Source organism: Intestinibacillus sp. Marseille-P6563 (assembly GCF_900604335.1).
GTDB lineage: Bacteria > Bacillota > Clostridia > Oscillospirales > Butyricicoccaceae > Butyricicoccus_B.
In genome coordinates, this window is record NZ_UWOD01000001.1 from 1,056,571 (window position 1) to 1,082,190 (window position 25,620).

28 protein-coding genes, 1 tRNA gene and 1 pseudogene are annotated in these 25,620 nt (G+C 53.4%); 20 read left to right on the forward strand and 10 right to left on the reverse strand.

Annotation, left to right across the window (positions count from 1 at the left end; translation table 11 throughout):
• Window positions 1-16 precede the first annotated feature (16 nt).
• From EFB11_RS05515 to EFB11_RS05530, 4 genes and pseudogenes are all read right to left on the reverse strand, one after another.
• A pseudogene (locus EFB11_RS05515) lies at window positions 17-754 on the reverse strand (recombinase family protein); the annotation flags it as partial.
• Between the two features lie 138 nt (window positions 755-892).
• Window positions 893-2,259, reverse strand: a protein-coding gene (locus EFB11_RS05520; protein WP_122789290.1) for an IS3 family transposase whose coding sequence is annotated in 2 segments (ribosomal slippage) — window positions 893-1,758 and window positions 1,758-2,259 — 1,368 coding nt in all. Because the reading frame shifts where the segments join, the coding sequence is not laid out codon by codon here.
• Between the two features lie 124 nt (window positions 2,260-2,383).
• Window positions 2,384-2,752, reverse strand: coding sequence for a helix-turn-helix domain-containing protein (locus EFB11_RS05525; protein WP_122789291.1), 369 nt, complete (start codon window positions 2,750-2,752; stop codon window positions 2,384-2,386).
• A 127-nt stretch (window positions 2,753-2,879) separates the two neighbouring features.
• Window positions 2,880-4,589, reverse strand: a complete 1,710-nt coding sequence (locus EFB11_RS05530) for an RCC1 domain-containing protein (RefSeq protein ID WP_122789292.1) — start codon at window positions 4,587-4,589, stop codon at window positions 2,880-2,882.
• 151 nt (window positions 4,590-4,740) lie between these two features.
• Between EFB11_RS05530 and EFB11_RS05535 the strand changes: the two genes are divergently transcribed.
• Window positions 4,741-4,974: a helix-turn-helix domain-containing protein gene (locus EFB11_RS05535; RefSeq protein WP_122789293.1), complete on the forward strand. Its 234-nt coding sequence runs from the start codon at window positions 4,741-4,743 to the stop codon at window positions 4,972-4,974.
• A gap of 48 nt (window positions 4,975-5,022) precedes the next feature.
• On the opposite strand, the gene EFB11_RS05540 is transcribed toward EFB11_RS05535, so the two are convergent.
• Complete coding sequence (locus EFB11_RS05540; RefSeq protein WP_122789294.1) at window positions 5,023-5,646, reverse strand: helix-turn-helix domain-containing protein; 624 nt, start codon at window positions 5,644-5,646, stop codon at window positions 5,023-5,025.
• Window positions 5,647-5,825: 179 nt separating this feature from the next.
• Here EFB11_RS05540 and EFB11_RS05545 point away from each other — a divergent pair, with 179 nt between their 5' ends.
• The 3 genes from EFB11_RS05545 to EFB11_RS05555 are packed head-to-tail and all read left to right on the forward strand — an operon-like array spanning window position 5,826 to window position 7,265.
• A complete protein-coding gene (locus tag EFB11_RS05545; protein ID WP_122789295.1) occupies window positions 5,826-6,191 on the forward strand; it encodes a hypothetical protein in 366 nt (121 codons plus the stop codon).
• 53 nt (window positions 6,192-6,244) lie between these two features.
• A complete protein-coding gene (locus EFB11_RS05550; protein ID WP_243115164.1) occupies window positions 6,245-7,120 on the forward strand; it encodes a rolling circle replication-associated protein in 876 nt (291 codons plus the stop codon).
• Entirely contained in the window at window positions 7,080-7,265 is a 186-nt protein-coding gene (locus EFB11_RS05555) for a hypothetical protein (RefSeq protein WP_122789296.1), read from the forward strand. The genes EFB11_RS05550 and EFB11_RS05555 overlap by 41 nt, the downstream gene beginning before the upstream one ends.
• A gap of 115 nt (window positions 7,266-7,380) precedes the next feature.
• Here EFB11_RS05555 and EFB11_RS05560 read toward each other — a convergent pair.
• A tRNA-Ala gene (locus EFB11_RS05560) sits at window positions 7,381-7,456 on the reverse strand.
• A gap of 137 nt (window positions 7,457-7,593) precedes the next feature.
• Here EFB11_RS05560 and EFB11_RS05565 point away from each other — a divergent pair.
• The gene (locus EFB11_RS05565) at window positions 7,594-8,985 is read left to right on the forward strand and encodes a glycine--tRNA ligase (RefSeq protein ID WP_122789297.1); all 1,392 of its coding nucleotides are present in this window, start codon (window positions 7,594-7,596) and stop codon (window positions 8,983-8,985) included.
• Between the two features lie 48 nt (window positions 8,986-9,033).
• On the opposite strand, the gene EFB11_RS05570 is transcribed toward EFB11_RS05565, so the two are convergent.
• Window positions 9,034-9,306 carry a hypothetical protein gene (locus EFB11_RS05570; RefSeq protein WP_243115165.1) on the reverse strand — a complete coding sequence of 91 codons (273 nt, stop codon included), beginning with the start codon at window positions 9,304-9,306 and terminating at the stop codon, window positions 9,034-9,036.
• 205 nt (window positions 9,307-9,511) lie between these two features.
• Here EFB11_RS05570 and EFB11_RS05575 point away from each other — a divergent pair, with 205 nt between their 5' ends.
• The 3 genes from EFB11_RS05575 to EFB11_RS05585 are packed head-to-tail and all read left to right on the forward strand — an operon-like array spanning window position 9,512 to window position 13,787.
• Window positions 9,512-11,320: a sensor histidine kinase gene (locus EFB11_RS05575; RefSeq protein ID WP_122789298.1), complete on the forward strand. Its 1,809-nt coding sequence runs from the start codon at window positions 9,512-9,514 to the stop codon at window positions 11,318-11,320.
• 12 nt (window positions 11,321-11,332) lie between these two features.
• Window positions 11,333-12,295 carry a sugar ABC transporter substrate-binding protein gene (locus EFB11_RS05580; protein WP_122789299.1) on the forward strand — a complete coding sequence of 321 codons (963 nt, stop codon included), beginning with the start codon at window positions 11,333-11,335 and terminating at the stop codon, window positions 12,293-12,295.
• Complete coding sequence (locus EFB11_RS05585) at window positions 12,288-13,787, forward strand: response regulator transcription factor (RefSeq protein ID WP_122789300.1); 1,500 nt, start codon at window positions 12,288-12,290, stop codon at window positions 13,785-13,787. Before EFB11_RS05580 ends, EFB11_RS05585 begins: the two co-directional genes overlap by 8 nt.
• A gap of 44 nt (window positions 13,788-13,831) precedes the next feature.
• Here the strand turns inward: EFB11_RS05585 and EFB11_RS05590 are convergent, their stop codons facing one another.
• Window positions 13,832-14,800: an AEC family transporter gene (locus EFB11_RS05590; RefSeq protein ID WP_164706617.1), complete on the reverse strand. Its 969-nt coding sequence runs from the start codon at window positions 14,798-14,800 to the stop codon at window positions 13,832-13,834.
• A 157-nt stretch (window positions 14,801-14,957) separates the two neighbouring features.
• Between EFB11_RS05590 and EFB11_RS05595 the strand changes: the two genes are divergently transcribed.
• From EFB11_RS05595 to atpC, 12 genes are all read left to right on the forward strand, one after another.
• Window positions 14,958-16,097 carry a D-alanyl-D-alanine carboxypeptidase family protein gene (locus EFB11_RS05595; RefSeq protein WP_122789302.1) on the forward strand — a complete coding sequence of 380 codons (1,140 nt, stop codon included), beginning with the start codon at window positions 14,958-14,960 and terminating at the stop codon, window positions 16,095-16,097.
• A gap of 135 nt (window positions 16,098-16,232) precedes the next feature.
• Window positions 16,233-16,643 (forward strand): hypothetical protein, encoded by a 411-nt coding sequence (locus tag EFB11_RS05600; protein ID WP_122789303.1) that lies wholly within the window; start codon window positions 16,233-16,235, stop codon window positions 16,641-16,643.
• Between the two features lie 203 nt (window positions 16,644-16,846).
• Entirely contained in the window at window positions 16,847-17,101 is a 255-nt protein-coding gene (locus EFB11_RS05605) for an AtpZ/AtpI family protein (protein ID WP_122789304.1), read from the forward strand.
• Complete coding sequence (locus EFB11_RS05610; protein ID WP_122789305.1) at window positions 17,088-17,474, forward strand: ATP synthase subunit I; 387 nt, start codon at window positions 17,088-17,090, stop codon at window positions 17,472-17,474. The genes EFB11_RS05605 and EFB11_RS05610 overlap by 14 nt, the downstream gene beginning before the upstream one ends.
• Before the next feature lie 5 nt (window positions 17,475-17,479).
• A complete protein-coding gene (locus EFB11_RS05615; protein WP_243115166.1) occupies window positions 17,480-18,184 on the forward strand; it encodes a F0F1 ATP synthase subunit A in 705 nt (234 codons plus the stop codon).
• A 41-nt stretch (window positions 18,185-18,225) separates the two neighbouring features.
• Entirely contained in the window at window positions 18,226-18,483 is a 258-nt protein-coding gene (gene atpE, locus EFB11_RS05620; protein WP_206424143.1) for an ATP synthase F0 subunit C, read from the forward strand.
• A 48-nt stretch (window positions 18,484-18,531) separates the two neighbouring features.
• Window positions 18,532-19,023, forward strand: a complete 492-nt coding sequence (gene atpF / locus EFB11_RS05625; RefSeq protein ID WP_122789307.1) for a F0F1 ATP synthase subunit B — start codon at window positions 18,532-18,534, stop codon at window positions 19,021-19,023.
• Window positions 19,024-19,027: 4 nt separating this feature from the next.
• The gene (locus EFB11_RS05630) at window positions 19,028-19,570 is read left to right on the forward strand and encodes a F0F1 ATP synthase subunit delta (protein WP_122789308.1); all 543 of its coding nucleotides are present in this window, start codon (window positions 19,028-19,030) and stop codon (window positions 19,568-19,570) included.
• A 16-nt stretch (window positions 19,571-19,586) separates the two neighbouring features.
• Window positions 19,587-21,089, forward strand: coding sequence for a F0F1 ATP synthase subunit alpha (atpA, locus tag EFB11_RS05635; RefSeq protein WP_122789309.1), 1,503 nt, complete (start codon window positions 19,587-19,589; stop codon window positions 21,087-21,089).
• A gap of 34 nt (window positions 21,090-21,123) precedes the next feature.
• The gene (gene atpG / locus EFB11_RS05640) at window positions 21,124-21,984 is read left to right on the forward strand and encodes an ATP synthase F1 subunit gamma (protein WP_122789310.1); all 861 of its coding nucleotides are present in this window, start codon (window positions 21,124-21,126) and stop codon (window positions 21,982-21,984) included.
• 69 nt (window positions 21,985-22,053) lie between these two features.
• Window positions 22,054-23,454 carry a F0F1 ATP synthase subunit beta gene (atpD, locus tag EFB11_RS05645; RefSeq protein WP_122789311.1) on the forward strand — a complete coding sequence of 467 codons (1,401 nt, stop codon included), beginning with the start codon at window positions 22,054-22,056 and terminating at the stop codon, window positions 23,452-23,454.
• A gap of 3 nt (window positions 23,455-23,457) precedes the next feature.
• Complete coding sequence (gene atpC / locus EFB11_RS05650) at window positions 23,458-23,856, forward strand: ATP synthase F1 subunit epsilon (RefSeq protein ID WP_122789312.1); 399 nt, start codon at window positions 23,458-23,460, stop codon at window positions 23,854-23,856.
• 77 nt (window positions 23,857-23,933) lie between these two features.
• Here the strand turns inward: atpC and ribH are convergent, their stop codons facing one another.
• Both ribH and EFB11_RS05660 read right to left on the reverse strand, forming a co-directional pair.
• Window positions 23,934-24,401 carry a 6,7-dimethyl-8-ribityllumazine synthase gene (ribH, locus tag EFB11_RS05655; protein WP_122789313.1) on the reverse strand — a complete coding sequence of 156 codons (468 nt, stop codon included), beginning with the start codon at window positions 24,399-24,401 and terminating at the stop codon, window positions 23,934-23,936.
• Between the two features lie 18 nt (window positions 24,402-24,419).
• Entirely contained in the window at window positions 24,420-25,616 is a 1,197-nt protein-coding gene (locus EFB11_RS05660; RefSeq protein WP_122789314.1) for a bifunctional 3,4-dihydroxy-2-butanone-4-phosphate synthase/GTP cyclohydrolase II, read from the reverse strand.
• Window positions 25,617-25,620 lie beyond the last annotated feature (4 nt).

Below are 25,620 nucleotides of genomic sequence, written 5' to 3' on the forward strand. Positions count from 1 at the left end.
GTGCATGGCGTGGCCTAAAGAGTTCTTGCGGGACAATGGCGGGAACGCCGCCGGGAATTACTACATCTTGGTATTTGTACTCGCCTATGTATTTACGGTTTTTCAAGATGGCGTTAAAGCTGTTCATGCTGTACGGCTTGTTCCGCTTAGTCTGTAAGCCGCGCTTGTTCAGGGATTCCACGATTGCCCGCACGGTTTCACCCTCGGCATAGCGTGTGAAGATTTCCAGCACAACAGGCGCGGTAATGGGGTCAATCTCTAATCGCTGGTCTTTCCCTAATACATAGCCTAATGGAATCCTGCCGCCATTGTTCAAACCTTTTAGCGCGTTTTCTTTCTGTCCTCGGTGTATTTTCTCGGACAATTCAACAGAGTAAAATTCGGCATAGCCCTCCAAAAGACTTTCCAGCAAAATTCCGGTGCTGTCCTCGGCTATGGCCTCTTTTGCCGACACCACTTTGACACCGTTTTTCTTTAAGATTGCTTTATAGTGTGCGCTGTCATAGCGGTTTCTGGAAAATCTGTCCAGTTTCCACACAAGGACAATATCAAAAAGTCCTTTCGCGCTATCCTTAATCATGCGCTGAAAGTCCGGCCGGTTATCGGTTTTCGCGGACAAAGCCCGATCAATATAGGTGCTTAATACGGTTATCCCGTTGCGTTCGGCGTACTCTTTGCACTCCCGAAGCTGTCCTTCTATGCTTTCCTCACGCTGGCTGTCAGAGGAATAACGGGCATAAATAACTGCTTTCATTTTTGCACGTCCTTTCGTTATTTCGTGGGTGGCTTGCCCGCCTCACCGGGGGGCGTTCCCCTTGATTACCTCCGATTCAAAAATCCTCGTTTGTCAAGGTCTGGCAAAGTGAAGTGCTCCCCAAAAGTTGGACAAAAGTTATGCGGCAAAGCCATTTTGAATTCTGTATTGGACAGGACTTAACCCATTCAATTTTTCTTTGATTCGGTTATGGTTATAGTATTCAAGATAAGCGATCAGTTCCTGGCAGAACTCGTCTAATGATTGGAACGTCCGCAGGTATAGCAGTTCCGATTTTAACAGTCCGAAGAAGTTTTCCATAACCGCATTGTCCAGACAGTTTCCCTTTCTGGACATACTTTGCCGAATGCCTTTTTCTAACAGTCTTTTTTGATACCTGACGTTCTGATATTGCCAGCCCTGATCCGAATGAAGGATCAGCCCGCTGCTGTCCGGGAGCCGGGAGAATGCTTTATCCAGCATCTCATCCACCTGGCGGTAATTAGCCCGTTCACTGATGGCATAGCTGATGATCTCACCATTATACAGGTCAAGCACAGGAGAAAGATAAAGTTTGTTTCCAAACAGGGAAAACTCAGTCACATCAGTTACCCATTTCTGATTCGGCCTTTCCGCATGGAAATCTCTAGCCAGTAGATTTGGTGCAATCTTGCCGACTTCTCCACGGTAAGAACGATACTTTTTCATTCGTACCATACATTTTAGGCCTGACTCCTTCATCAGCTTTTGTACCGTCTTGTGGTTCAGACAAAAGCCTCTGTTGCGTAATTCCATACCAATCCGCCGATACCCGTACCGGCCTTGATTCTCCTGATAAATTGCTATGATTTCCGCCCTTTCTTTTGCGTATTTATCCACAGCATTGGCTTTCCGGGAATGATAGTAGTATGTACTTCGGGGAATGCCGGCCAGTTTAAGTAATGCTGCCAGAGGATAATCACGCCTTAATTCTGTAACAGCAGCCACAACATCGCTTATTCGGGTTCTTCCCGCTTCTGAATTAAGGCGTTTAATTTTTTTAGGTAATCATTCTCCATTCTCAACCGGTAATTTTCTTCTGACAGCCGCTTGTTTTCCTGTTGCAGCTCCGACTGTTCCTGCTTCTTTTGTCGTTTTTCGCTACCTTTTGTCGCCTGCTTTTTCATAAGTCCCCGTGCACCTTCCTTTTGGAATTTCTTCTCCCACCGGCACACTGTTACAACATCAAGGCAAAAGTGCATAGCTGTCTGTGTACAGGATAAGTGATGTTCCTGCTTGTATTGTAACACTTTTAGGCGAAACTCGCCATCAAAGCCTTTTTGTCGGCCAACCAGATTTCTGCTTAGAAGTCCTTTTGCACCATGCAGCTTATACAAGTTTACCCATTTTTCAATCGGCGTACAGGATACGCAAAATTTCTCGGATGCCTCTTTGCGTGTATGCCCTTCCAGTACATACTGAACAACTGCTAATTTTAATTCCTCACTGAACAATTCTTTTCCCATAGATTTCTGCACCCCTTTCGTTGACTTTCTTGTCCAACTTTTGGGGTGCAGTTCAAAGCCAGTTCATTTTAACCTTGACGAGCGGGGATTTTTGAATACACTCCCCTAAGGGGAAACGCCCTCTCTAACCGCGCTGTTCCTCTAACATTTTCGTCAGGACTTCCCGCAATTTTTCACTGACCGGGGAAGCAGGGTCAAAACACATATCCACAAACTGCCGCAATTCCTTGTTGTCTTGCGTAATGGCATCTATGACTTTCGGCTTGTGTTCATATAGCTTTCCCTCCGGTTGTTCCGTGCGGGCAAATATGTAGTCCATAGATACATCGAAGAAATCTGCATACCATCGCAGAATCTTTAAGGGCGGGGAAGATTGCCCGTTTTCATAGCGGTTTACACTGGCTTGTGTTGCGCCCATCAGCGTAGCTAATTTGGCTTGGGACAGGTTGACGCTTTCTCGTAAGCTCTTTAACCGCTGTGCTATCTCCTGCATAGTCAACTCTCCTTTCTCATACTTGAATAATACGATATGCGAGTTAAAATGTCAACACGGATATAGAATAAAAGACGGTCAAAGCAAAATGCTCTGACCGTCTTTTTGTCAATGAGAGTGACTCTTATTATGCAAACGCCCGATACAGGAATGTCACAATCTGAGCGCGGGTGCAAGTCATATCAGGGCTAAAGGTGGTTGCACTTGTGCCGGAAGTGACACCCGCTTCCACCGCCCAATCGACAGCGGGCGCATAGAGCGTGGTAGCAGCTACATCTGTAAAGCTGCTGGTTTTTTCAGCGGCAGGGAAACCAGCGGCGCGCCAGATATACAGAACTGCCATACTCCGAGTACAAGGAGTATTTCCATTAAAGGCCGTGCTGTCTTTTGATATGATATTATTTTCTTTTGCCCACAATGCTGCCTTATAAAAATAACCACTCTCCTTAATGTCCGTGAATGTACTCGTTTTGCTGGTGGGCTCAGGAGAACCCTTTGCACGCCACAGGAATGTTAAGATTTGCGCCGTAGTACAGGTATCGTCAGGAGAAAAGGTTGTAGATGTCGTACCGCTGGTAACACTATTTTCGACAGCCCACAAAACCGAGGCGGCAAAATAGTCCGTTTCCAACACATCATTGAACCCGCCTACGTTTGAAACTTCGGTATCTGCAGATGATAGTTTAGCGGTCACGCCTATAAGCTGAACCGGAATAGTCTGCATTAAAAACCCATTGGGGTCTGTCCCATTTCCAATTCCCATATCGTCAGAACGCCCGCAAAACCAGATGGAACCATCTGCCTTTACGATTGCAGTATCAAAACTGCTACAAGTGACGGACGCTACACCATCCATAATTTTTGTTGGCTTAAATTGATATGGTTTTCCATCCGAAGAATAATTTGTTCCGGTGTATCCATTTCCCAGTTGACCGCAATCATTTTCCCCCCACATCCACAAGGAACCGTCTGCCTTAATTGCGGCAGAATGGGTGCTGCCATTACAAACTGAAACCACGTCGTCAAGTATTTTTTGAGGTGTTGTATATGTATCCCATCCAGCTGTGCCGTTCGCCATCTGGCCGTATGAGTTAAATCCCCATACCCAGAGGGAGCCATCTGTTTTAACGGCAGTTGAGGCAAATCTTCCGCAGCTGACAGCTGAAACGCCGTCCATAACCTTAACAGGAACGGTCTGATACCCTTTTATATCATTATTTCCGTCGCATAAATAGCATTTTGCTCCCCACATCCACAGGGAACCATCTGTTTTAATTGCGGCCATAACACCTTCACCACAGCTAACAGCTGCAACATCCTCCAAGACACGGGCGGGAACATCAGAATCCTCCATAGTACCATTTCCCAACTGTCCACTTAAATTATTGCCCCATGTCCACAAGGATCCATCTGCTTTAATCGCCGCAATAGAACCATTGTTATAGCTAACCGAAATCACGTTATCCATCACTTTTTTGGGTGTGAATCGTAAAAAATAATTGGAGTGTTCATCATAATAATGGTAGGTAAAAACCCACAGGGAACCATCTGTTTTTATCACAGCGGTATTTGAGCCATCACAACTGACCGAACTTACATTCTCCATCACTTTAGCAAAGGAAGCAGACTGCTCAAATTTCCCATTTCCCAAGTCCTTATACGCTTCTTTTCCGCGCATCCAAAGTGTGTTGTTGTTATCTACCACGGCCAGCGTTCCCCCGCCCAAGCTTACGGTAGCTGCCTGGCCCGCTTTGCCCATATCAAAGGCCGAAGCCGGGACAGCCAAGCTCACGCAAAGCACCAGAGCCAATGCCAAAAACAAAATGCGCTTTTTCATAGACTTCCCTCCTAAAAGTTGTGGTTAATTGGGGATTTCGTTTTTATTATATCATACGATTTTTTCTCTTACAATAATGAATTGTGAGGCAATACCTAACATACATTTGCTCCACATTTGGCTACACTTTTGTTAGGTGGTGGCTCATAAAATGAATCAGCTTGTATTTGATGATGATATTTATAATACGATACGGCATAATATCAAGAAGTGTCGAAAAGAGAAAGGGCTAACCGCTGCGGAGTTGGCTGAATTGATAGGACGTTCCCATGATTTTGTTCGCCAGATTGAGAGCGAAAAGGTTGCTTACAATTTTAGTGTAGAAACTCTTTATAGAATATCAGTTGCTTTGGACGTTAGCTTGGATAAACTGATAGAAAAGTAAACTGACAAAAGCAGTCCCTTTGGTATTACCTTAGGGACTGCTTTTTTGTTATTCTTCTTCTGGTAACTTCAATTCCTCACTATCTTCCAGCAGCTTGGCAATTTTATCAATAGCCTTAGAAACTGATTTTTCCAGTTTCCATTTTGAGATTAAGCCAACAATTTCTTTATCTTCTTGCCTGTAATCAAAATCGAGCGTTACAAAATTTGAATATTTCTGCGTTGTATAGGCGAAAGAATCCAGACTGTGAATTAACTCCGACATAAAATCAGTTTCAAAAAGAAGATTTAAAATTTTCAAGTATGTTGCCGAACCATTTTCACTTGAAAAAGCTTTGATTTTGGCGATTGCTGCGTCAGTCAATCCTAATGTTTCTTTTACTTCTTTGTTCTCTGGCCTCATATCATCAGACAAGCAAAAAACATACTCAAGGGAAACATCAAAAACTCGAGAATACGCAACCGCAAGTTCGGGTGTTAAGTTGGCATTTGACTTTTCGATTTCCGCAATTCTTGTTTCGCCCGACTTCCCATCTAATTGGATTTGCACATAGGGATTAAGGCGAGCGGCGACTTGGTTTAATGTTAAGTCATTATCTATCCTCAACTTTTTAAGCCTATTTCCGATATTTTTAAATTTATCATTTGGAGTTTTCTTCAAAATCTTTGGCATAGGTCGTATCTCCTTTACCTTTTTCTTAATTATTATTATATAATACTTAAATGGACAAAATCAATGATGATAATATGGTATTATAATACTTTTCTGCATGGTAAGCTATACTCAGAAAAGCGCTTTTCAGATTATGTATTAAGCTGTCCTATCGGCTCGACGGGGGAAAGGAGTATACCATGCCCTATAAACTTAATGTAGATTTACCCGCCGTAAATGCTGGCTATGACTATGCTGTATTAACGGGAAAAACTGATATTTTTCCCTACGAGGACGGAAAAAAACTTTCCGATGTGCGAACTGGCGTAAAATTAACCCTTGCGTTGCAAGGAGCTTGTCTTGCTCCGCTTGCGGTTAAGTTTGACCATGACCCGCTGCCGAATCTCACAGGCGAACAAATTGAAGCGGCCTGTCTGGGGGGCAACTTTATTTACGTGCAGCTTCCAGATTGCGCTGTAAATCTATATTCCAGCAGCAACGGCGGCATTGGCATGACTGCGACTGCACAGACCGCGAAAATTGTCACCCTCAAGAGCGACAAATAAGACGGGGTGAGGGCAACATACGTTGCCCTCACCCCGCCAGAAAGGAAACTCGCATGAAATCATTTATCTCACCTGAGTTTATAATCGCTGTGGCTGCCCTTGCTCTTATATTTACTGTCATTGTCTGCCTTGTGCAGATATTCCGTACACCGCCGCTGTTGAAACGGCGCTTTGACCGCGCTGTGCGGCGCTGCGGACTGCACAATGCACAAAATGAATACCCTATGCTTGTCGGCGTCAAACGGGATAAGGATAAGCACCACGGCATTATTTTGACGGTCAAGAATATGGGTATCTCCGTCCCAGATTTTGACCGAAGAATTGACCGTCTGCAAGCGTCCCTTAAGCAAGGGCACCCGCCCGCCGAATACATCATTGCTGCCGAACCACAAGCGCGTGGCGCATGGCATTTGCATTGCTTATTTCTGTTTACAGAAAAAGCCCCCTTTATCCCTAATTCAGATATGGCACGGATTTGGGGACATGGCTTCACAAAGACAAAGAGCCTCAAAGGAATCGACAACCACGGCTTATACCTGACAGCATATTTGGGTGATATGGAATTATCCGAAGCCCTCCGCGCTAGTAGCCCAAGAGGCAAAATAACCGAGGCAAGTACAATCGACGAGCAGGGCAAGCGGCAAAAGAAAGCGGTCATCAAGGGAGCAAGGCTACGTCTGTACCCTCCCGGCTTCAATTTATACCGTACAAGCCGGGGCGTGAAAAGGCCGGAGATATGGCAGACCACAGAGGCCGAAGCACAAAAGATGATACATGGTACACCGCTTACCTATGAAAAAACCATCGCAGTCACCGATGAGGCTGGGAATGTGAAAAACATCATTAACTATCGACAATACAACATCGCCGCGAAGGAGGGCGGCTCACTTGACGCAGCGGAAAAAGCAATATCACCCGAAGATACCTGATTACGAATTAGAAGCCCTTGCCCGTTGTCTGCTCCCCGATATGCAAACCTATTTTGAGAGCGACGAAGGCAAGAGGGCGTTTGCCGAATGGCAAGCTCAGCAACAGAACAAGGACAAAGGGGAAAGACAGACGAAGCCTAAATAATAGCGGCGGCAGTATGTAACACATACCGCCGCCGCTTTGCTTATGCTATTTCGTCCAGATAAATGATAAATCCGAACCCGTTCCCTATCGGGAAAAGGTTCGGATTATCTTGATTTGGTGGACCCAAAGGGATTCGAACCCTCGACCTCTCGGATGCGAACCGAACGCTCTCCCAGCTGAGCTATGGGCCCATTTTTTATCCCATTCATTTCAATACTACTCTTGACAAGTAAATATTATATAGGTAGAATAAATTCGTGTCAAGCATTTTTTGCCACTTGATGAAAAAAAGCGTGCATCAGCCAGATGCGCCAAAAGGAGAATGAAAATGAAAAACAGCGAAAAGACAATGGAAAAAATCGTCGCCCTGTGCAAGGGCCGTGGCTTCGTGTATTCCGGCTCGGAGATCTACGGTGGCCTTGCCAACACCTGGGACTACGGCCCGCTCGGCGTAGAGTTCAAGAACAACGTCAAGGCTGCTTGGCGGAAGAAGTTCGTACAGGAAAGCCCGTACAATGTCGGCCTGGATGCTGCCATCCTGATGAACCCGACGACCTGGGTCGCTTCCGGCCATGTAGGCGGTTTTTCCGATCCGCTGATGGACTGCAAAGATTGTAAGACCCGCCATCGTGCCGACCAGCTCATCGAAGAGCAGACCGGCGAAAACCCGGCCGGCTGGTCCAACCAGCAGATGATGGACTACATCGTCGAGCACGGTCTGACCTGCCCCAACTGCGGCGGCCATAACTTTACCGATATTCGTCAGTTCAACCTGATGTTCAAGACCTTCCAGGGTGTTACCGAGAACGCAAAGAACGAAATCTTCCTGCGTCCGGAAACCGCACAGGGTATTTTCGTCAACTTCCAGAACATCCAGCGCACCACCCGCAAGAAGATCCCCTTCGGCGTTGGTCAGGTGGGCAAATCCTTCCGTAACGAGATCACGCCGGGCAACTTCACGTTCCGTACCCGTGAATTTGAGCAGATGGAACTGGAATTCTTCTGCAAGCCGGGCACCGATCTGGAATGGTTCAAGTACTGGAAGGACTACTGCCACAACTGGCTGCTGGCCCTGGGCATGAAGGACGAAAACCTGCGTCTGCGCGACCATGACCCGGAAGAGCTTTCGCACTATTCCAACGCCACCACTGACATCGAGTTCCTGTTCCCGTTTGGCTGGGGCGAACTGTGGGGCATCGCAGACCGCACCGACTTCGACCTGACCCAGCACCAGAACACCTCGGGTGTTTCCATGGAATACTTCGATCAGGAAGCAAACGAAAAGTATATCCCGTATGTCATCGAGCCTTCGCTCGGCGCCGACCGCGTGGCGCTCGCCTTCCTGTGCGATGCGTACGACGAAGAAGTCGTTGGCCAGGACAAGAACGGCAAGGATGATGTCCGTACGGTTCTGCGTCTGCATCCGGCACTGGCGCCCTTCAAGGCTGCTGTCCTGCCGCTGTCCAAGAAGCTGACCGCACAGGCACAGCCCATCTGGGAAAAGCTGTCCAAGAAGTTCAATGTAGACTTTGACGACGCCGGTTCGATCGGCAAGCGTTACCGCCGCGAAGATGAGATCGGCACTCCGTTCTGCATCACCGTGGACTTTGAAACCGAGCAGGACGGCTGCGTGACCGTCCGCGACCGCGACACCATGGAGCAGGAGCGCATCAAGATCGACGATCTGGTACACTACCTGGCCAAGAAGATCGCATTCTAAAAAAAACACAAAAACGGCATTCCGTTTGGAATGCCGTTTTTTTTCGGTTTACAGCAGCACGGCCGACGTGTACTCGACCTTGATGCCGTCATCCTTGGTGCGGCTGAACTTGGCTTTGTTGCCGCTGCCATCGTCAATGGTCATCTTCTCCAGCTTATATCCGGTAAAGAAATCAGCCGCCGGACCTTCGACAAAGGCCGACCACTTGCGGCGCTTGGCTGCCGCCGGATTTTCTTCGTCTTCGGCTTCCTGCATGGCCTGTGCCGCCTCCTGCTGGAAGGTATCCTGTTCTTGTTCCTGCTCTTGCAGCATTTCGTCCATTTTAAAACGTCCTCCTGGGCTTGGAATCCGCCGCCCGGCAAGTCCGGACACGGCGTTTGGTTGTATTATAGCATATCTGCCTGCAAAAAAGAAGGAAATCTGCTTTTCTTTCTGGTTTTCCAAACCCTTGCTTTGACGTTTTGGTAATTTTACAGTATAATGTACGATAGTAATTTTAAGCGGCTGCGGTAGTAGGTGGACGGATATGCGAAGCTTCTTTGCCCATAAGCACACAACCAAACAGCGCCGCAGTCTGGGCTTCCGCGCCAAAGTGCTGCTGGCCATTGGCGGCATTACGTTGACAGCCTGTGCGCTGGTATCGTTTTTCTTCTTCCGGCTCTCGGCCCAGACGGTCGAGCAGAATTATGTCCTATCCCAGACCCGCATGCTGCGCATCACCATGCAGTCTTTGGAGGAAATGCTTTCTTCCGCCTATGATACGTCGGTTGCGCTGTCCTGTGACCAGACCTTGTATCAAATGATGCACGATTATTGCTATCAGCAAGGCTCGTCCGAAGATGCGCAAACCATGTCCGGTTATCTCAAACAATACCAGCCCGACGGCGGCATTATCGATTCGATCTATCTCTATCTGCCCCAGCGTGAACAGGTCATCACCTCGGCCGATTATCATGCGGTGCAGGAGATCTTCTTCACCCAGAATTATTCCTGGATGGAGTATCAGCAGCAGAATCCTTCGGGCACCCGCCTTTCCCCGGTCATCCTGTATGACAATGTCAACCGGGCACCTCAGTATGTGCTGACCTACACCCGGCCGATCTATGATGCCGACCAGAACACCCTGGCGTGGGTGGCGGTCAATTTGAGCGAGCGCGATTTGTTCTATCAGCTGCTCAGCGGCGGCACCCAGCCCGTGGAGGACGAATATTATCTGGTTGATGCTTCGGGCACCATTCTTCTGACCAAGGACACCTCGGCAATCGGCAAACAGTTTACCGATGTGCGTCCGGGCGGTGAATTGCCCGATGGCTCATCGGCTTCGGTGCAATATGGCGCCAACCGGTTGTTGACCGCCCTGCGCTCCCCCATGACCAGCTTCCAGCTCATTTGCCTGAGCGACCGCGACCAAATCGTCAGCGACCTGCGCGCCCAGCTCGGCTATATCATCGTGGTCCTGGTGCTCACGACGCTGGTGATGCTGTTGGTGGCTTTGTACGTATCCCGCTGGATGTACGCGCCGGTCAAGAATCTGAAAGATGCCATGCGGCGTGTCCAGGAGGGCGATCTTTCGGCCCGGGCACTCGTATGGGACAACGATGAAATCGGCGAACTGAGCGAAGGCTTTAACCAGACGGTCGAACAGGTCGAATGGCTCATCGGCCAGCTGGTCGATGAGCGCATGCAGAAAAAAGAGGCCGAGCTGGATGCCCTGCAATACCAGATCACGCCGCATTTCATGTATAATACGCTCAATTCGATCAAATACGCCGCCATGCTTCAGGGAGCCGACCGCATCGGCGAACAGCTTGGCGCTTTCATCGAACTGCTGCAAGCCAGCATCAGCCGCCGCGGCGCCTTTTTGACCGTGGAAGAAGAGATCCATCTGGTGGAAAACTATGTGAAGCTGCAAAAATTCCGCTACATGGATTCGTTCGATGTGACGTTCCACGTCGACCCGCAGTCCAAGGACTTCTATGTCCCCCGTCTGATCTTGCAGCCCCTTGTGGAAAACGCCATCCTGCACGGCACCCAGCCCGGACAGGCCGGCTGCCATGTGCAGGTGGACACCCAGACCGACGGCCATCAGCTCATCCTGCGCGTGACCGATGACGGCGCCGGGATGACCCAGGAAGAAGTCAACCGCCTGATGAATGGGCAGCGTGTGGCGCGCAAAGGCGGCTTTAGCGGCATCGGCATCCCGAATATCCGGGAACGGCTGAAGCTGTATTATGGCAATCAGGGTCGGCTGTATTACTCCAGCGCGCCCGGCGCAGGCACCCAGGCTGTCATTACCCTGCCTGCCAGCCGCAATGCGTCCGAGTACCAGATTTAAAAGGAGTCGCGCATGAAACGTTTCCTCGCTTTTGCTTTGGCTTTGCTGCTTTTGGGCGGCTGTACACCGCGTGATGCCGGGCAAGGGGTTCAAAACCAGTCCACCACCATTGCTGTGCTGCTCAAATCCATGGGCAATCCCCACTGGCAGGAGATGCGCAGCGGCATGCAGGACGCGGCTGCCGAATATGGGGCGGAACTCATCCTGCTTTATCCGGAAAACGAAACCGATACCAACCAGCAGACCATGATCTTCCGCGACATTTTGGAGCAAAAACCGGATGCCCTGCTGTGGGCACCCTGCAATTCCCTGTTAGGACCGCAGATGGAGCTGCTGGCCGAACAGGCTGGTGTGCCGCTCTTTACGGTGGACACCCGCGCCGACAACACCGACGCTCCGTTCATCGGCGTCGACAGCACGCTGGTGGGCACCATGGCGGCCGAATATCTGGGCGAAACCACCGGGTATTCCGGCCAGTTTGCCGTCATCGCCGGGCCGCAGAGCCAGTCCTGCCACTTTGAACGCGCCGGTGGTTTTTTAAGCACCATGCGGCAGTATCCCAACATCGACATCGCAGCCATCCGCTACACCGATTCCAACTTTGACAGCGGCATGGAAGCCGCCCGCGACATTCTGGAAGTCTATCCCGATCTGGACGGCATCTTCTGCACCAGCGCGGTCATGGCGCTGGGCGCCGTCGAACAGGTCAAGGCGACCTTTTTGCAAAACAGCGTGCAGATCGTCACCGTGGACACCCAGCCGGATGCCCTCGCAGCGGTCAGCAATGGCCTCATCAGCGGTCTGATCACGCAGGATGGGTATGACATTGGTTACAAGGCCATCGAAACGGTCATGGACAGCTTGGCGGGCAAGGATGTGGGACAAAATATCTATCTGCCGATCGAACTGCTGACCCGGCAAAATGTAGACGATTTCACCGAACAATACTTGCAGCGGAGGGATATGCATGATTAAAACGCTTCTGGTAGATGACGACTTTTTGGTGCGTATGTTCCTAAAACAACTCATCGACTGGGAAAGCCAGGGCTTTACTCTGGTGGGCGATGCATGCAATGGCAATGAAGCACTGGAACTGATCGACCGCTTTGCCCCGGAACTCATCATCACCGACCTGAGTATGCCGGTCATGGACGGCATTGAACTGATCGGCAAGGCCCGGAGTCGCCTGCCCGACTGTTATATCATTGCGCTGAGCTGTCATGGGGAATTTGATTATGTCAAAGAGGCCATGAAGCAGGGCGCCAATGAATATGTACTCAAAAACCTGCTCGATGCCCCTGGGCTTTTAAAGCAGCTGGACACCGCACGCGCCAAGCTGGAATCGGCCGCCAAGCGCGCCGAGCAGTCGGACAAGCTGCGCCAGCTTGCCGCCAAAGGCACCGAAATGCTGCGCTATGAACTGCTGCTGCGCCTGATCCACGACGAAACCAGCGCAGACCTGACCGCCCAGCTGCGGGACGCCGGCATCGACGGTCGCTTTGTGTCCGCAGCCGCCATCGCTGTATCGGCCGACGCGGTACGCCGCGATGCGCTGGTGCAGGTATGCGGCCAGTTCTGCCGCAACAAACCGGCCTATTGCCTGCCCTACGATGAGACCTCCTGCTGTATGCTGCTCGACCTGAGCGCCATCTCGGGCACCGCCGCCAAGACCGATTGGATGCGCGCCTTTTCCAGTGGTCTATACCGCTGCATTCAGGAATATTTAAACGTCCAGCCGCGCATGGGGCTGAGCCTGCCCTGCACCGGCGAACAGGCCCTGCACCAAGCGGTATGCAGCGCTTATCACGCGGCGGCGTATGCTTTCTATGACCCGCAGACCATTCACGACGATGCCATTTTGTCGGTGGTACCGGGCGCGATGCCCGAAGAGGCGGGCGCCTTTCTGCGTCGCCTGCCCGGCATGGTGGAAGAATGTCTGTTTGAGCGCGTATGCGAAGAAGGTCTGCGCATTTTGACCCTGTGCCAGGATACCCAGGCCCCGCCGGACGGCACCATGCGCTGGTTTGGCGAACTACTGCAAATCATCGGGGTCGACCAGCAGCCGCCCCATACCCTGGCCGCCTGCCGCGAAATGCTCGAGCAGGCCACCCAGCATCTGGCCGATGAACGCGGCACCGGCTGCGGTAACCGCGCCATCCAGCAGGCAGCCGCCTATCTGCGGGAAAACTTCGACCAGCCGCTCTCGCTCGCTTCGGTCGCGGCCCAGGTGCACCTCAACCCGGCTTATCTTTCCTTTTTGTTCAAGCGGGAAATGGGCGTCAATTTCAGCGATTACTTGCAGGACTGCCGCATGGAGCACGTCAAGCTCCTGCTGCGCGAATCGGACGCACCGCTCAAGGAATGCGCCGGCCGCGCCGGATTTTCCGATTACCGTAATTTCTGCAAGCTGTTCAAACGGCTGACTGGTCTGCGCCCGGCGCAGTACCGCAGCTTAAACCGGGCATAAAGAAACTCCAGACCTCCCAAGCAGGGAGCGTCTGGAGTTTTTTTCTATGCGCGCAGCCGCAAGACGGCTTCCATCACCGCAATGAGTCCGGGCAAGGTCACAACGCTTAGCAAGGTCGTGAGCGCGATCGCCCGGGTGGCAAATAAGTAATCGGCGCCATAGACCTGGCTGAACATCGCGCAGGCAATCGCACAGGGGGCCGCGACACCGACCAGCAGCACCAGCGCCGCCGTATCCCCGATCGGGGCAAAGAACAGCAGCACCATGGTGATCGCCGGCACAACCAGCAAGCGCAGCAGGCTGAGCCTCCACAACGCGCCGTCCAAAAAGCATTCGCGCAGGTTGACCTGTGCCAAAAAGCAGCCCAGACAGATCATCGCCATGGGGGTGTTCATATCGCCGGTCAGGTCGATGGCGGTATAGATCACCGACGGCAGCTTGACCGGGGACAAAAACAGCAGGATGCCCGCAATCGCGGCCAGCAAACCGGGGTTGTTGAACACCGCATTTTTCACGGTCATCTTTTCCCGGCCATGGGACAGCTGATAGACGCTGTATGTCCACAGCATGATGGTCATGCAACAGATGTGCGCCGCGCCCAAGAATACGCCGTCCGACCCGAACATGGCCGAGAGCAACGGCAGCGCCATAAACCCATCGTTGGTCAGGTTCAGGCATACGCGCCGGTCGGCGTAGTTTTTTGCCCGCTCGGGCCGATAGATCCATTTGGCCAGAAAAATACAGATCACAAACACCAGCGCTGCACACACCAGCGTAATGCCAAATTCCTTGGCCAGGGCGCTGTCGAACTCGCGCTGGAACGACCGCACCAGCGTACACGGCATGACATACCGGTTGAGCAGTTCGGACAGGCTTTTTGTCGTCTGATTGGTAAATACTTTTTTTCGGAACAGATAATATCCCAGCAGCATGATCAGGAACATGACCAAAATTTGCTGGAACACAATAAGACTGTTGGCAAACACGCATTTCCCCCCGCGATCCAGTTTCAAAACAAACCGCATCCTCCCCTGTCTGCCTGGAATGGGACAGACAGTGTTTTGATGCGGTATTCTTTTATGATACGCCGTTTGCAGGGTGGTTGTCAACCGTCATACCCACCGGAAATGGCGCATACGCTGTTACAAAATGCGAAAGGTGGAGGACCGCATGAAAAAGCTTTTGAGCCTGGCGCTGTGCGCCGTCCTGCTGCATATGAATGCCGCTGCCCTGCCCGCCATGGGGGAATTGACCGCCAAATCGGCGGCGCTTTACGACGCCAGCGGCCAGATGCTGTATGAAATGAACGCCGAAGAATCCTTGCAGCCCGCTTCGGTCACCAAGATCATGACCCTTCTCTTGGCCATGGAAGCGCTCGACCGGGGCGAGGTACAGCTCGACACCATGGTCACCGGTTCGGCACATGCCGCTTCCATGGGCGGCACACAGATCTGGCTCAAGGAGGGCGAACAGCTTCCCTTTGACGAGATGCTCAAAGCCATTGCGGTCGGCTCGGCCAACGACTGCGCGGTAGCCGTTGCTGAGCATCTGTGCGGTTCGGAAGAAGCCTTTGTGCAAAAGATGAATGAACGGGCCAAAGAACTGGGCTGCACCTCGACCACCTTTGTCAACGCCAACGGTCTGGATGCCGACGGCCAGAAAACACTTACCTCGGCACGCGATCTGGCGCTCATCTCGGCCGAACTGCTGCGGCATCCCAAAATCCTCGATTATACGACCATCTGGATGGATACTATCCGAAACGGGGAATTTTCGCTCGCCAACACCAATAAGATGCTGCGCAGCTACAACGGTTTGGTCGGTCTCAAAACCGGCTATATCTCGGAAGCCGGCTTTTGCATTTCGGCGGTCGCCGAGCGCGACGGCATGACGCTCATCGCCACGGTCATGGGCGCGCCCACCAAGGAGGACCGCACCGCCGATGCCACCGCCCTGCTCGACTATGGTTTTGCAAATTTTGCGCCCTATACCCCGGACCTAAGCGCTGCTTTGACGCCGCTGCGGGTGCGCATGGGGCAAAAGGAGACCGTGACCCTGGAAGCCGGGGAAATCCAGCCGGTCGTTGTCGCCAAGGAAGAGGCATCCAATGTGACCACCGAGACCCACCTGCCCGACGCGGTGGACGCCCCCATCGAAGCTGGGCAGGAACTCGGCTCGGTCACGGTCAAAAGCGGGGATAAAACCCTGCTGACCATCCCCCTGGCGGCGGCCGAAGCGGTCGACCGGCTGCGGTTTGGCGATGTTTACCAGAGTTTCCTGCGCGCCGCGCTGATGAAACAAGCCGGCTGACCATTTTTCCAGTTTGTGCCTTGCGCAGCTGTGCCGGGGCTGGTAAAAGGCCGGAAGAAAAATTGTGTTTTTGATTGTATTTTTGTTTGTTCTATGGTAACATAAAGATAACCTCAAAGGTTGGGAGGAATTATAATGGTAAAACTAATTGTCGGCGGCACCGGTACCGGTAAAACGAAAACCATCATCGAACTGGTAAATGCCGCTGTAAAAGAAGAAAAGGGCAGCGTCGTATGCATCGCCAAGGGCGATAAGCTCAAGTTCGACATCTCGCACGACGCCCGTCTGGTAAACGTCAGCGATTACATGGTAGAAGGTTACAAGGGTCTGCTCGGTTTCCTGTCGGGCATCCATGCAGGTAACTACGATATCACCAAGGTATACATCGACAGCCTGTACAAACTGCTCGATTGCAAGGACCCGTCGGTTGCAGAAACCTTCCTGAAGGAACTGGATGCTTTCTCGACCAAGCACAGCGTCGATTTCACCGTTGCGCTGAGCGAAGTGGAGACCTCGATCACCGAGTCCATGAAAAAATACCTCTAAGTTTCCTGGCAATACGTCCCCCAGTAATACATTTCTGCCGAGCGCAATGACCAAGGTTGCGCTCGGTTTTTTGTTTGCTTCGGGAAATTTCCACAAGAAAACAGAAAATATTCTTGCAAAATGCCGATAAAAAGTGTTTTGCATTTTGGTTCTTTTATGTATAATAAGAGATAGCGTAATCCTTTGGTAAGGGGGTGCTTACCATGCGGGGCATGTCCGGCATCTGGAAATATCTCGTTTGGGTCTCGGCGCTCAGTGCCTCATTGGTCGGGCCGCTGGTGGTCAGTGTTCTGGTCGCTTTGTGGCTGCAAGACCGGTTTGCGCTTGGTTCCTGGATCATGTTGGTGGCCATTGCCCTGGGGCTGGCAGCCGCGGTCTGGAACCTGTTCAAATTCTTCCGCTTTATGCAACAGGAATCCGAACATTCCAATCAGGAGGATCGCCATGGACGCTTTTGAGGTCGTCCGAGAGGAAACGCGGCGCATGCGGCGCGGGTGCATCCCGCTGGCCTTGTTTGCGTATGCTGTGTTCGCCCTTTTCGGATACTACCAATGGGGCGTGGCGCTGAGCCTGGCGCTCGGTACGGCCTACACCCTGTTTAATTTTTATCAGATGGCGTGCACGGCCGTCCGGGCCGCTCTGCTGGGCGATCCCGTCCGGGCGCGGCGTATGCAGTCCAGCCGCTATTTTGTGCGGTATGTACTCACCGGTGCGCTACTGGTTGCGGTGATCAAATGTCCGCCGCTCAACGCGGTCGCGGCTGCGGTGCCGCTGTTCTTTCCCAAGATCCTACTCGTCGCATCCGGCGTATTTCAAAGGAAAGGAGGTTAGGATAAGTGGCTGAAGTAAACGGACCAAAAATATACACGTACCTGTTTGACAATCCCAACTTGCCCATCACAGAAACGATGGTCAACTACTGGATTGTAATGGTCTTCATCCTGTTTCTGTGTATCTTTCTCACCAGCAGAATGGAGAAGATCCCCAAAGGCAAACAGGCCATTGCCGAAAAGTTCGTGCTGATGATCGATGGTCTGGTCGAGCAGAATATGGGGCCGAGTTTCCGCAGCTATGCGCCCTATATCGCCACGCTGATGTTCTCGTCGGTATTCGGTTCGCTGGCGTCCCTGGTGACGCTGCGGTCGGTTACGGCAGACCTCAACACCACGCTCGGCTGGGCACTGATGACCTTTGTACTCATTACGTATACAAAGATCAAGTATCACGGACTCGGCGGCTACTTGAAAGGCTTTACCGAGCCGATCGTCATTATGGCGCCGCTCAACCTTTTAAGTGAAATCGCAACGCCGATTTCCATGAGCTTCCGTCATTTCGGCAACATCGCAGGCGGTCTGGTTATTACCACCCTGCTGATGAGCGCGTTAAGCGCATTGTCTACGGCGCTGCATCTGCCGATCCCGCTCTTCCAGATCGGTATCCCCGGCGTCACCAGCCTGTACTTCGACCTATTCTCGGCGTGTATCCAGGCATTCATCTTTAGTATGTTGACCATGGCCTACGTTGGCGCAGCCAAGGATTAAGGCCCAAATGAAACAAAGGAAAAGTTTAGGAGGAAAAAATTATGGATCCGAAAGCATTTGTAGCAGGTATGTCCGCTCTGGGTGCCGGCATGGCAATGATCGCTGGTCTTGGCCCTGGTATTGGTGAAGGTTACGTTGCAGGTCAGGCCTGCTCGGCCATCGCTCGTCAGCCGGAAGCACAGTCCGACGTTACCCGTACGATGATCCTCGGTATTGCAATGGCCGAGTCCACCGGTATTTACGCGCTGGTTATCGCGCTGCTCCTGCTCTTCGCAAACCCGCTGGTCGGCCAGTTCTAAAAAACTGCGAAAACAGGACTCCCACTCGAAAGGAGGTAACCGGTGGATATGTTTCAACAGTTTGTCAGCATTGGTGGCTGGAATATTCTCGTTACGATCTGCAACACCATCATCACGTTCCTGATCGTCAAGAAATTCCTGTTTAAGCCGGTGCGCAAGATGTTGGCAGCCCGCGCCGAAGAAGTGCAGGCCATGTATGACCAGGCCGAAGCCGACCGTGCGGAAGCTGCCGCGATGAAGAAGGATTACACCGAATCCATCGCAAACGCCAAGGCGGAGGCGGCACAGATCACGCAGTCTGCCACCCGCCGCGCGACGGTACGCTCGGAGGAAATTCTCGCCGAAGCAAGCCGTCAGGCAACCGATTTGAAGAAAAAGGCTGAGCAGTCCATTGAGATGGAACGCAAGAAGGCCATGAACGAAATTAAGGACGAAATCGCCGACCTGTCGATTATGATCGCGTCCAAGGTGGTCGAAAAGGACATCAACGAGGCCGACCATAAGCGCATGATCGAAGATTTCATCGACAAGGTGGGGTGAGCGCATGGCAGAAATCGTCAGCGAACGCTATGCGCTGAGCCTGTATGAAGTAGCCAAGGAGGAAAAGAAAACCGCCGAGCTGCTGGAAGAACTGGAAGCGGTCACGCAGGTCTTTGCCGATAATCCGGACCTGATGAAGGTATTAAAGACCCCGTCCATCCAGTTTTCCGAAAAAAAGGACACGCTGCAAAACGTCTTTGGCGGACGGATCGATCCGTACCTGCTCAATTTCCTCATGCTCATCACCGAGAAGCGCCGCATTGGCCTGCTTCCCGAGATGACCGAGGCGTACAAGCAGCAATATTACTTTGAGGAAGGCATCTGCGAAGTGCGCGCCACCACGGCAGCGCCCATGAGCGCAGAGCTGACCGAAAAGCTCAAAGCCAAAATGTGCTCTGTGACCGGCAAGAAGGTGGTCCTGAAAACCAAGGTCGATCCTTCCATCCTGGGCGGCATTGTCGTCAAGGTGGACAACAAGCAGATCGATACCTCGGTCAAGACCCGTCTGCAAGAGCTGGCACAGCAGCTGACTCAAACTATTGCGTAAGGAAGTAGGTGACTTCATGGAATTACGCCCTGATGAAATCAGCACAATCATCAAACAGCAGATCACAAACTACCAGAGCCAGATCAAGCTGACCAACGTCGGTACGGTCGTTACCGTCGGCGACGGTATCGCCCATATCCACGGCCTGGAAGATTGTATGGCCGGCGAACTGCTCGAGTTCCCCGGCGGCGTATATGGCATGGCACAGAACCTCGAAGAGGATCTGGTCGGTGCCGTTATCCTGGGTTCGGACCAGAACATCCGCGAAGGCGATACGGTCAAGCGTACCAAGCGCATCGTGGAAGTCCCGGTGGGCGACGCCCTGCTCGGCCGCGTGGTCGACGCGCTGGGTATGCCCATTGACGGCAAGGGTCCCATCCAGACAAGCGAATCCCGCCCGATTGAAATGCCGGCCCCCGGCATCATCGAGCGTACCCCGGTCAACGTACCGCTCCAGACCGGTATCAAGGCCATCGACTCGATGATCCCGATCGGCCGCGGTCAGCGTGAGCTCATCATCGGTGACCGCCAGACCGGTAAGACCCAGATCGGTCTGGATACCATCATCAACCAGAAGGGCACGGGCGTTATCTGTATCTATGTGGCCATTGGCCAGAAGCGCTCCACGGTCGCACAGGTGGCCGAGACCCTGACCGCCGCTGGCGCGATGGATTACACCATCATCGTTGCGGCAACCGCATCCGAATCGGCGCCGCTGCAATACATTGCACCCTATGCCGGCTGCTCGATGGGTGAATTCTTCATGCACAAGGGCAAGGACGTGCTGGTCATTTACGATGACCTTAGTAAGCACGCGGTGGCTTACCGTGCACTCTCCTTGCTGCTCCACCGTCCGCCAGGACGTGAAGCATACCCCGGCGACGTATTCTATCTGCATTCCCGTCTGCTCGAACGCGCCGCAAACCTCAAGGACGCCGGTTCTCTGACCGCGCTGCCCATCATCGAGACCCAGGCGGGCGACGTTTCGGCGTATATCCCGACCAACGTCATTTCGATCACCGACGGCCAGATCTTCCTGGAAACCGAACTGTTTAACTCGGGCGTACGCCCGGCGGTTAACCCCGGTATCTCGGTATCCCGTGTCGGTGGTAATGCGCAGATCAAGGCCATGAAGAAGGTTGCCGGTACGCTGAAACTGGCGTACTCGCAGTACCGTGAACTCCAGGCATTCGCCCAGTTCGGCTCCGACCTGGACGCGGACACCAAGGCCCGTCTGGATCAGGGCGAACGCATCGTGGAAGTGCTCAAGCAGCCCCAGAACAGCCCGATCCCGGTTGAAAAGCAGGTCATCATCATCTTTGCGGTCGTCAACAAGCATCTGATCGATGTGCCGCGCGAACTGGTCGGCGAGTTCCAGGACGAGCTGTTCGCCTACCTGGACGCCAACCACCCGAACATTGCGGCAAACATCCGCGATACCAAGGTGATCGATAACGTCAAGGATGAGCTGACGCAGGCCATTGTCGATTTCAAAGCCAAGTTCCTCTCCGAACGATAAATTTTTCTGATTTTCGGAAGAAGGGAGGATAAGAATGGCTTCCGGCAATATGAAGGACATCAAGCGCCGCATGAAGAGCGTCCAGTCGACCATGCAGATCACCAAGGCGATGGAACTGGTCGCATCCTCCAAGCTGCGCCATGCCAAGGAGCGCGTCATCCGCTCGCGCCCCTATTTCCAGACAATCTATCAGACCATGGCACGCATCGCAATGGACACCCGGGAGGGTGATTCCATCTACACCAAGGCCCGCCCGGTCAAAAAGAGCCTGTTCATCGTCATCGCGGGCGACCGCGGACTGGCGGGTGGCTATAACTCCAATGTGCTCAAGCTGGCTGCCGCCGAAATGGCCGGCAAAACTGTGAGCGTCATCACGGTCGGCAAAAAGGCTCAGGAGTATTATGCCAAGCGCGATGTGGAAGTACTGGCCGATTATCCCGGTATCGCCGAGACCATGCGCATCCAGGATACGCACGACATCGTCGGCGAAATGCTGGCCCGCTACAAAAAGGGCGAGATCGATGAAGCCTATCTGTGCTACACCGAGTTTGTTTCCCCAATGACCCAAGAGGCGCGCTGCAAAAAGCTGCTGCCGCTGTCGTTTGACGCGGTGGAAGACCAGGGAAAGGCCAAGGCACTGACCGAATACGACCCCTCGCCCGAGGCGGTGTTCTCGTTCATCGTGCCCGAGTACCTCAACGGCATGCTGTATGGTGCTGTGGTCGAAAGCTATGCGTCCGAACAGTCGGCCCGCCGCATGGCGATGGAGTCGGCGTCCGACAACGCAAGCGAAATGATCGAAAACCTCAACTTGTCCTATAACCGCGCGCGTCAGGCGGCGATCACGCAGGAGATCACCGAGATCATCGCCGGTTCCGGTCAGGTTGGTTCGTAAACCAGAGTGGGGCATCCCGGAGGGGTCTCCCCTCCCCCTTCCACTCTTTCTAGTAAGGGAGTTTTGCCAATGAGTGAGCATAACAAGGGTACCGTTGTCCAGATCATTGGACCGGTACTGGATATCAAGTTTGATGCAGATTCGCTTCCCAAGCTCCTCAATGCCATCACCATCAAGGCCCCGGACGGCCATGTCGTCACCACCGAGGTGGCGCAGCACGTCGGCCAGGACACCGTGCGCTGCATCTCCATGCAGTCGACCGATGGCCTTGTGCGCGGGATGGAGGCGGTCGACACCGGCGCACCGATCACGGTGCCGGTCGGCCCGCAGAACCTGGGACGTATCTTCAATCTGCTCGGTCAGCCGGTGGATAACAAGCCGCCGGTCGAGTCCGAAATGCGCTGGCCGATCCACCGTCCGGCGCCCTCCTATGAGGACCAGCAGTCCACCACCGAGATCCTCGAAACCGGCATCAAGGTCGTTGACCTGATCGCGCCCTACGCCAAGGGCGGTAAGATCGGCCTGTTCGGCGGCGCCGGTGTTGGTAAGACGGTCATCATCATGGAGCTCATTAACAACATCGCCAAGCAGCACGGCGGTATCTCGGTATTCACCGGCGTTGGCGAGCGTACCCGTGAGGGCAACGACCTGTACAACGAAATGCAGGAGTCGGGCGTTATCGATAAGACCGTTCTGGTGTACGGTCAGATGAACGAGCCCCCCGGAGCGCGTATGCGCGTGGGCCTGTCCGGCCTGACCATGGCCGAATACTTCCGCGACGAAGAAGGCCAGGACGTGCTGCTGTTTATCGACAACATCTTCCGCTTTACCCAGGCGGGTTCGGAAGTATCCGCGCTGCTCGGCCGTATGCCGTCGGCAGTAGGTTATCAGCCGACCCTGGCGACCGAGATGGGCGCTCTGCAGGAGCGCATCACCTCGACCAAGAAGGGTTCGATCACGTCCATCCAGGCTGTTTACGTGCCTGCGGACGACTTGACCGACCCGGCGCCGGCCACCACCTTCGCCCACCTCGATGCGACCACCACCCTTTCGCGTGAGATCGCTTCGGCGGGCATTTACCCGGCGGTCGACCCGCTGGACTCGACTTCCCGTATCCTGTCCAAGGAGATCGTGGGTGTCGAGCATTACGAGGTTGCCCGTTCGGTACAGTCCATTTTGCAGCGCTACAAGGAATTGCAGGACATCATCGCCATTTTGGGTATGGACGAACTGTCCGACGAGGACAAGCTGACCGTTGCCCGTGCACGTAAGATCCAGAACTTCCTGTCCCAGCCGTTCCACGTTGCCGAGCAGTTTACCGGCATGGCGGGTAAATATGTCCCGGTTAAGGAAACCATCCGCGGCTTTAAGGAGATCCTGGAAGGCAAGCACGACGATCTGCCCGAATCGGCATTCCTGTTCGTCGGCACGATTGATGAGGCAGTGGAGAAGGCGAAGAAGGGGGCGTAATTTATGTCTACCTTTCATCTCAAGGTCCTCACCGTGGACCGCGTCTTTTTCGATGGCGATGTGGACCGCGTTGTGGTCCGCACCACCCAGGGTGATATCGGCATTTTGCCCCGCCATGTCAAGTATCTGGCGGCCCTGGGCATCGGCGGCCTGACCATCTTTTCGGAAGGGACCTCCCGCATGGCAGCCGTTGCTGGCGGCTTTGTGGATGTCTCCTCGGAAGGCACGGTCATTCTGGCCCGCACCTGCGAATGGGCGGACGAGATCGACATCAGCCGCGCCCGCGAGGCCGAGGCGCAAGCCAAGGCCCGGCTGCAGCAGCAGCTGAGCGAACACGAGCAGGACGTTGCCAGCATCAAGCTGAAAAAGGCGGTCAACCGTATCCGCATTGCTGAAAAGTAAAAAAATAAGCACGCGAACCATTCGCGTGCTTATTTTTGTGCCAAAAAGAGCGCTGGAAATCCAGCGCTCTTTTTTCTTTAGCCTTCGATCTCGCGGATGAGGTTGACCATCTCAATGGCGCTCAGCGCGCAGTCATAGCCCTTGTTGCCTGCCTTGGTGCCCGCACGCTCGATGGCCTGCTCGATGTTCTCGGTGGTCAGTACCCCGAACAGCACCGGAATATCGCTGGCCAGCGATACATTGGCAATGCCCTTGGACACTTCGCTGCATACATAATCGTAGTGGGTCGTGCTGCCGCGGATGACCGCACCCAGGCAGATGACCGCATCGTACTTGCCGCTCTTAGCCATCTTGGACGCAATCAACGGGATCTCAAACGCACCCGGCACCCAGGCGACCGAGATGTCGTCTTCCTCGACGTTGTGGCGCTTGAGGCCATCGAGCGCACCCGACAGCAGCTTGGAGGTGATGAACTCGTTGAAACGGGCGGCTACGATGCCGACCTTGATCTTCTTGGATACCAGATTGCCTTCAAATACTTTCATGATTCTTTGCTCCTTTTCTTATTTATAATCGAGAATATGGCCCATTTTGGCCTGTTTGGTCTTAAGATAGAACAAATCGTGTGCGGTTGCGCGCATCTGGATGGGAACCCGCTCGACAATCTCCATGCCGAAGTCGGCCAGCTGATAAACTTTATCCGGGTTGTTGGTCAACAGGCGCAGGGTCTTGGCGCCCAAGTCCTGCAAAATCTGTGCGCCGGTGTAGTATTCGCGCAGATCGCCCGCAAAGCCGAGCGCCAGATTGGCTTCCAGGGTGTCCATACCCTTGTCCTGCAAAGCGTACGCGCGCAGCTTATTGATGAGGCCGATGCCGCGTCCCTCCTGCCGCATGTACAGCAAAATGCCGCGTCCTTCCTTTTCGATCTGGGTCATGGCAGCCGCGAACTGCTGGCCGCAATCGCAGCGCAGCGAACCGAAGGTGTCGCCGGTCAGGCATTCGGAATGCACCCGGCACAGAACGTTCTGTCCATCGCCGATGTCGCCCTTGACGAGCGCAACATGATGTTCGCCGTTAACCTTATTGATGTAACCATAGGCGGTAAATTCGCCGTACTTGGTGGGCATGCGGGTCACGGTCACGCACTCGACCAGCTTTTCATGCCGCTTGCGGTAGGCTTGCAGGTCCTGGATGGTGACAAAGGTCATGCCCCATTCCTTGGCGCAGGCCAGCAGCTCGTCCCGACGCATCATAGTGCCGTCCTCGCGCATAATCTCACAGCAAAGACCGCATTCCTTCAGGCCGGCCAGCCGCAGCAGATCGACCGTGGCTTCGGTGTGGCCGTTGCGTTCGAGCACGCCATTCTTCCGCGCCAGCAGCGGGAACATATGACCCGGGCGGCGGAAATCCTCGGGTTTGGCATCGTCGGCCACGCACTTCATGGCCGTGATCGACCGCTCGGCGGCCGAAATGCCGGTCGTGGTGTCCACATGGTCGATGGACACGGTGAAGGCGGTTTCGTGGTTGTCGGTGTTGCGGGTCACCATCTGTGCCAGCTGCAGCTTTTCAATATATTCCTGTGACATGGGCATGCAGATCAGGCCCTTGGCATGGGTCGCCATGAAATTGACGTTTTCGGTGGTCGCAAACTCGGCGGCACAAATCATATCGCCTTCATTTTCCCGGTCTGCATCATCGGTAACCAGAATGATTTTGCCCTGGCGCAGATCTTCGAGCGCCTGTTCAATGGTATGGAACATGGTC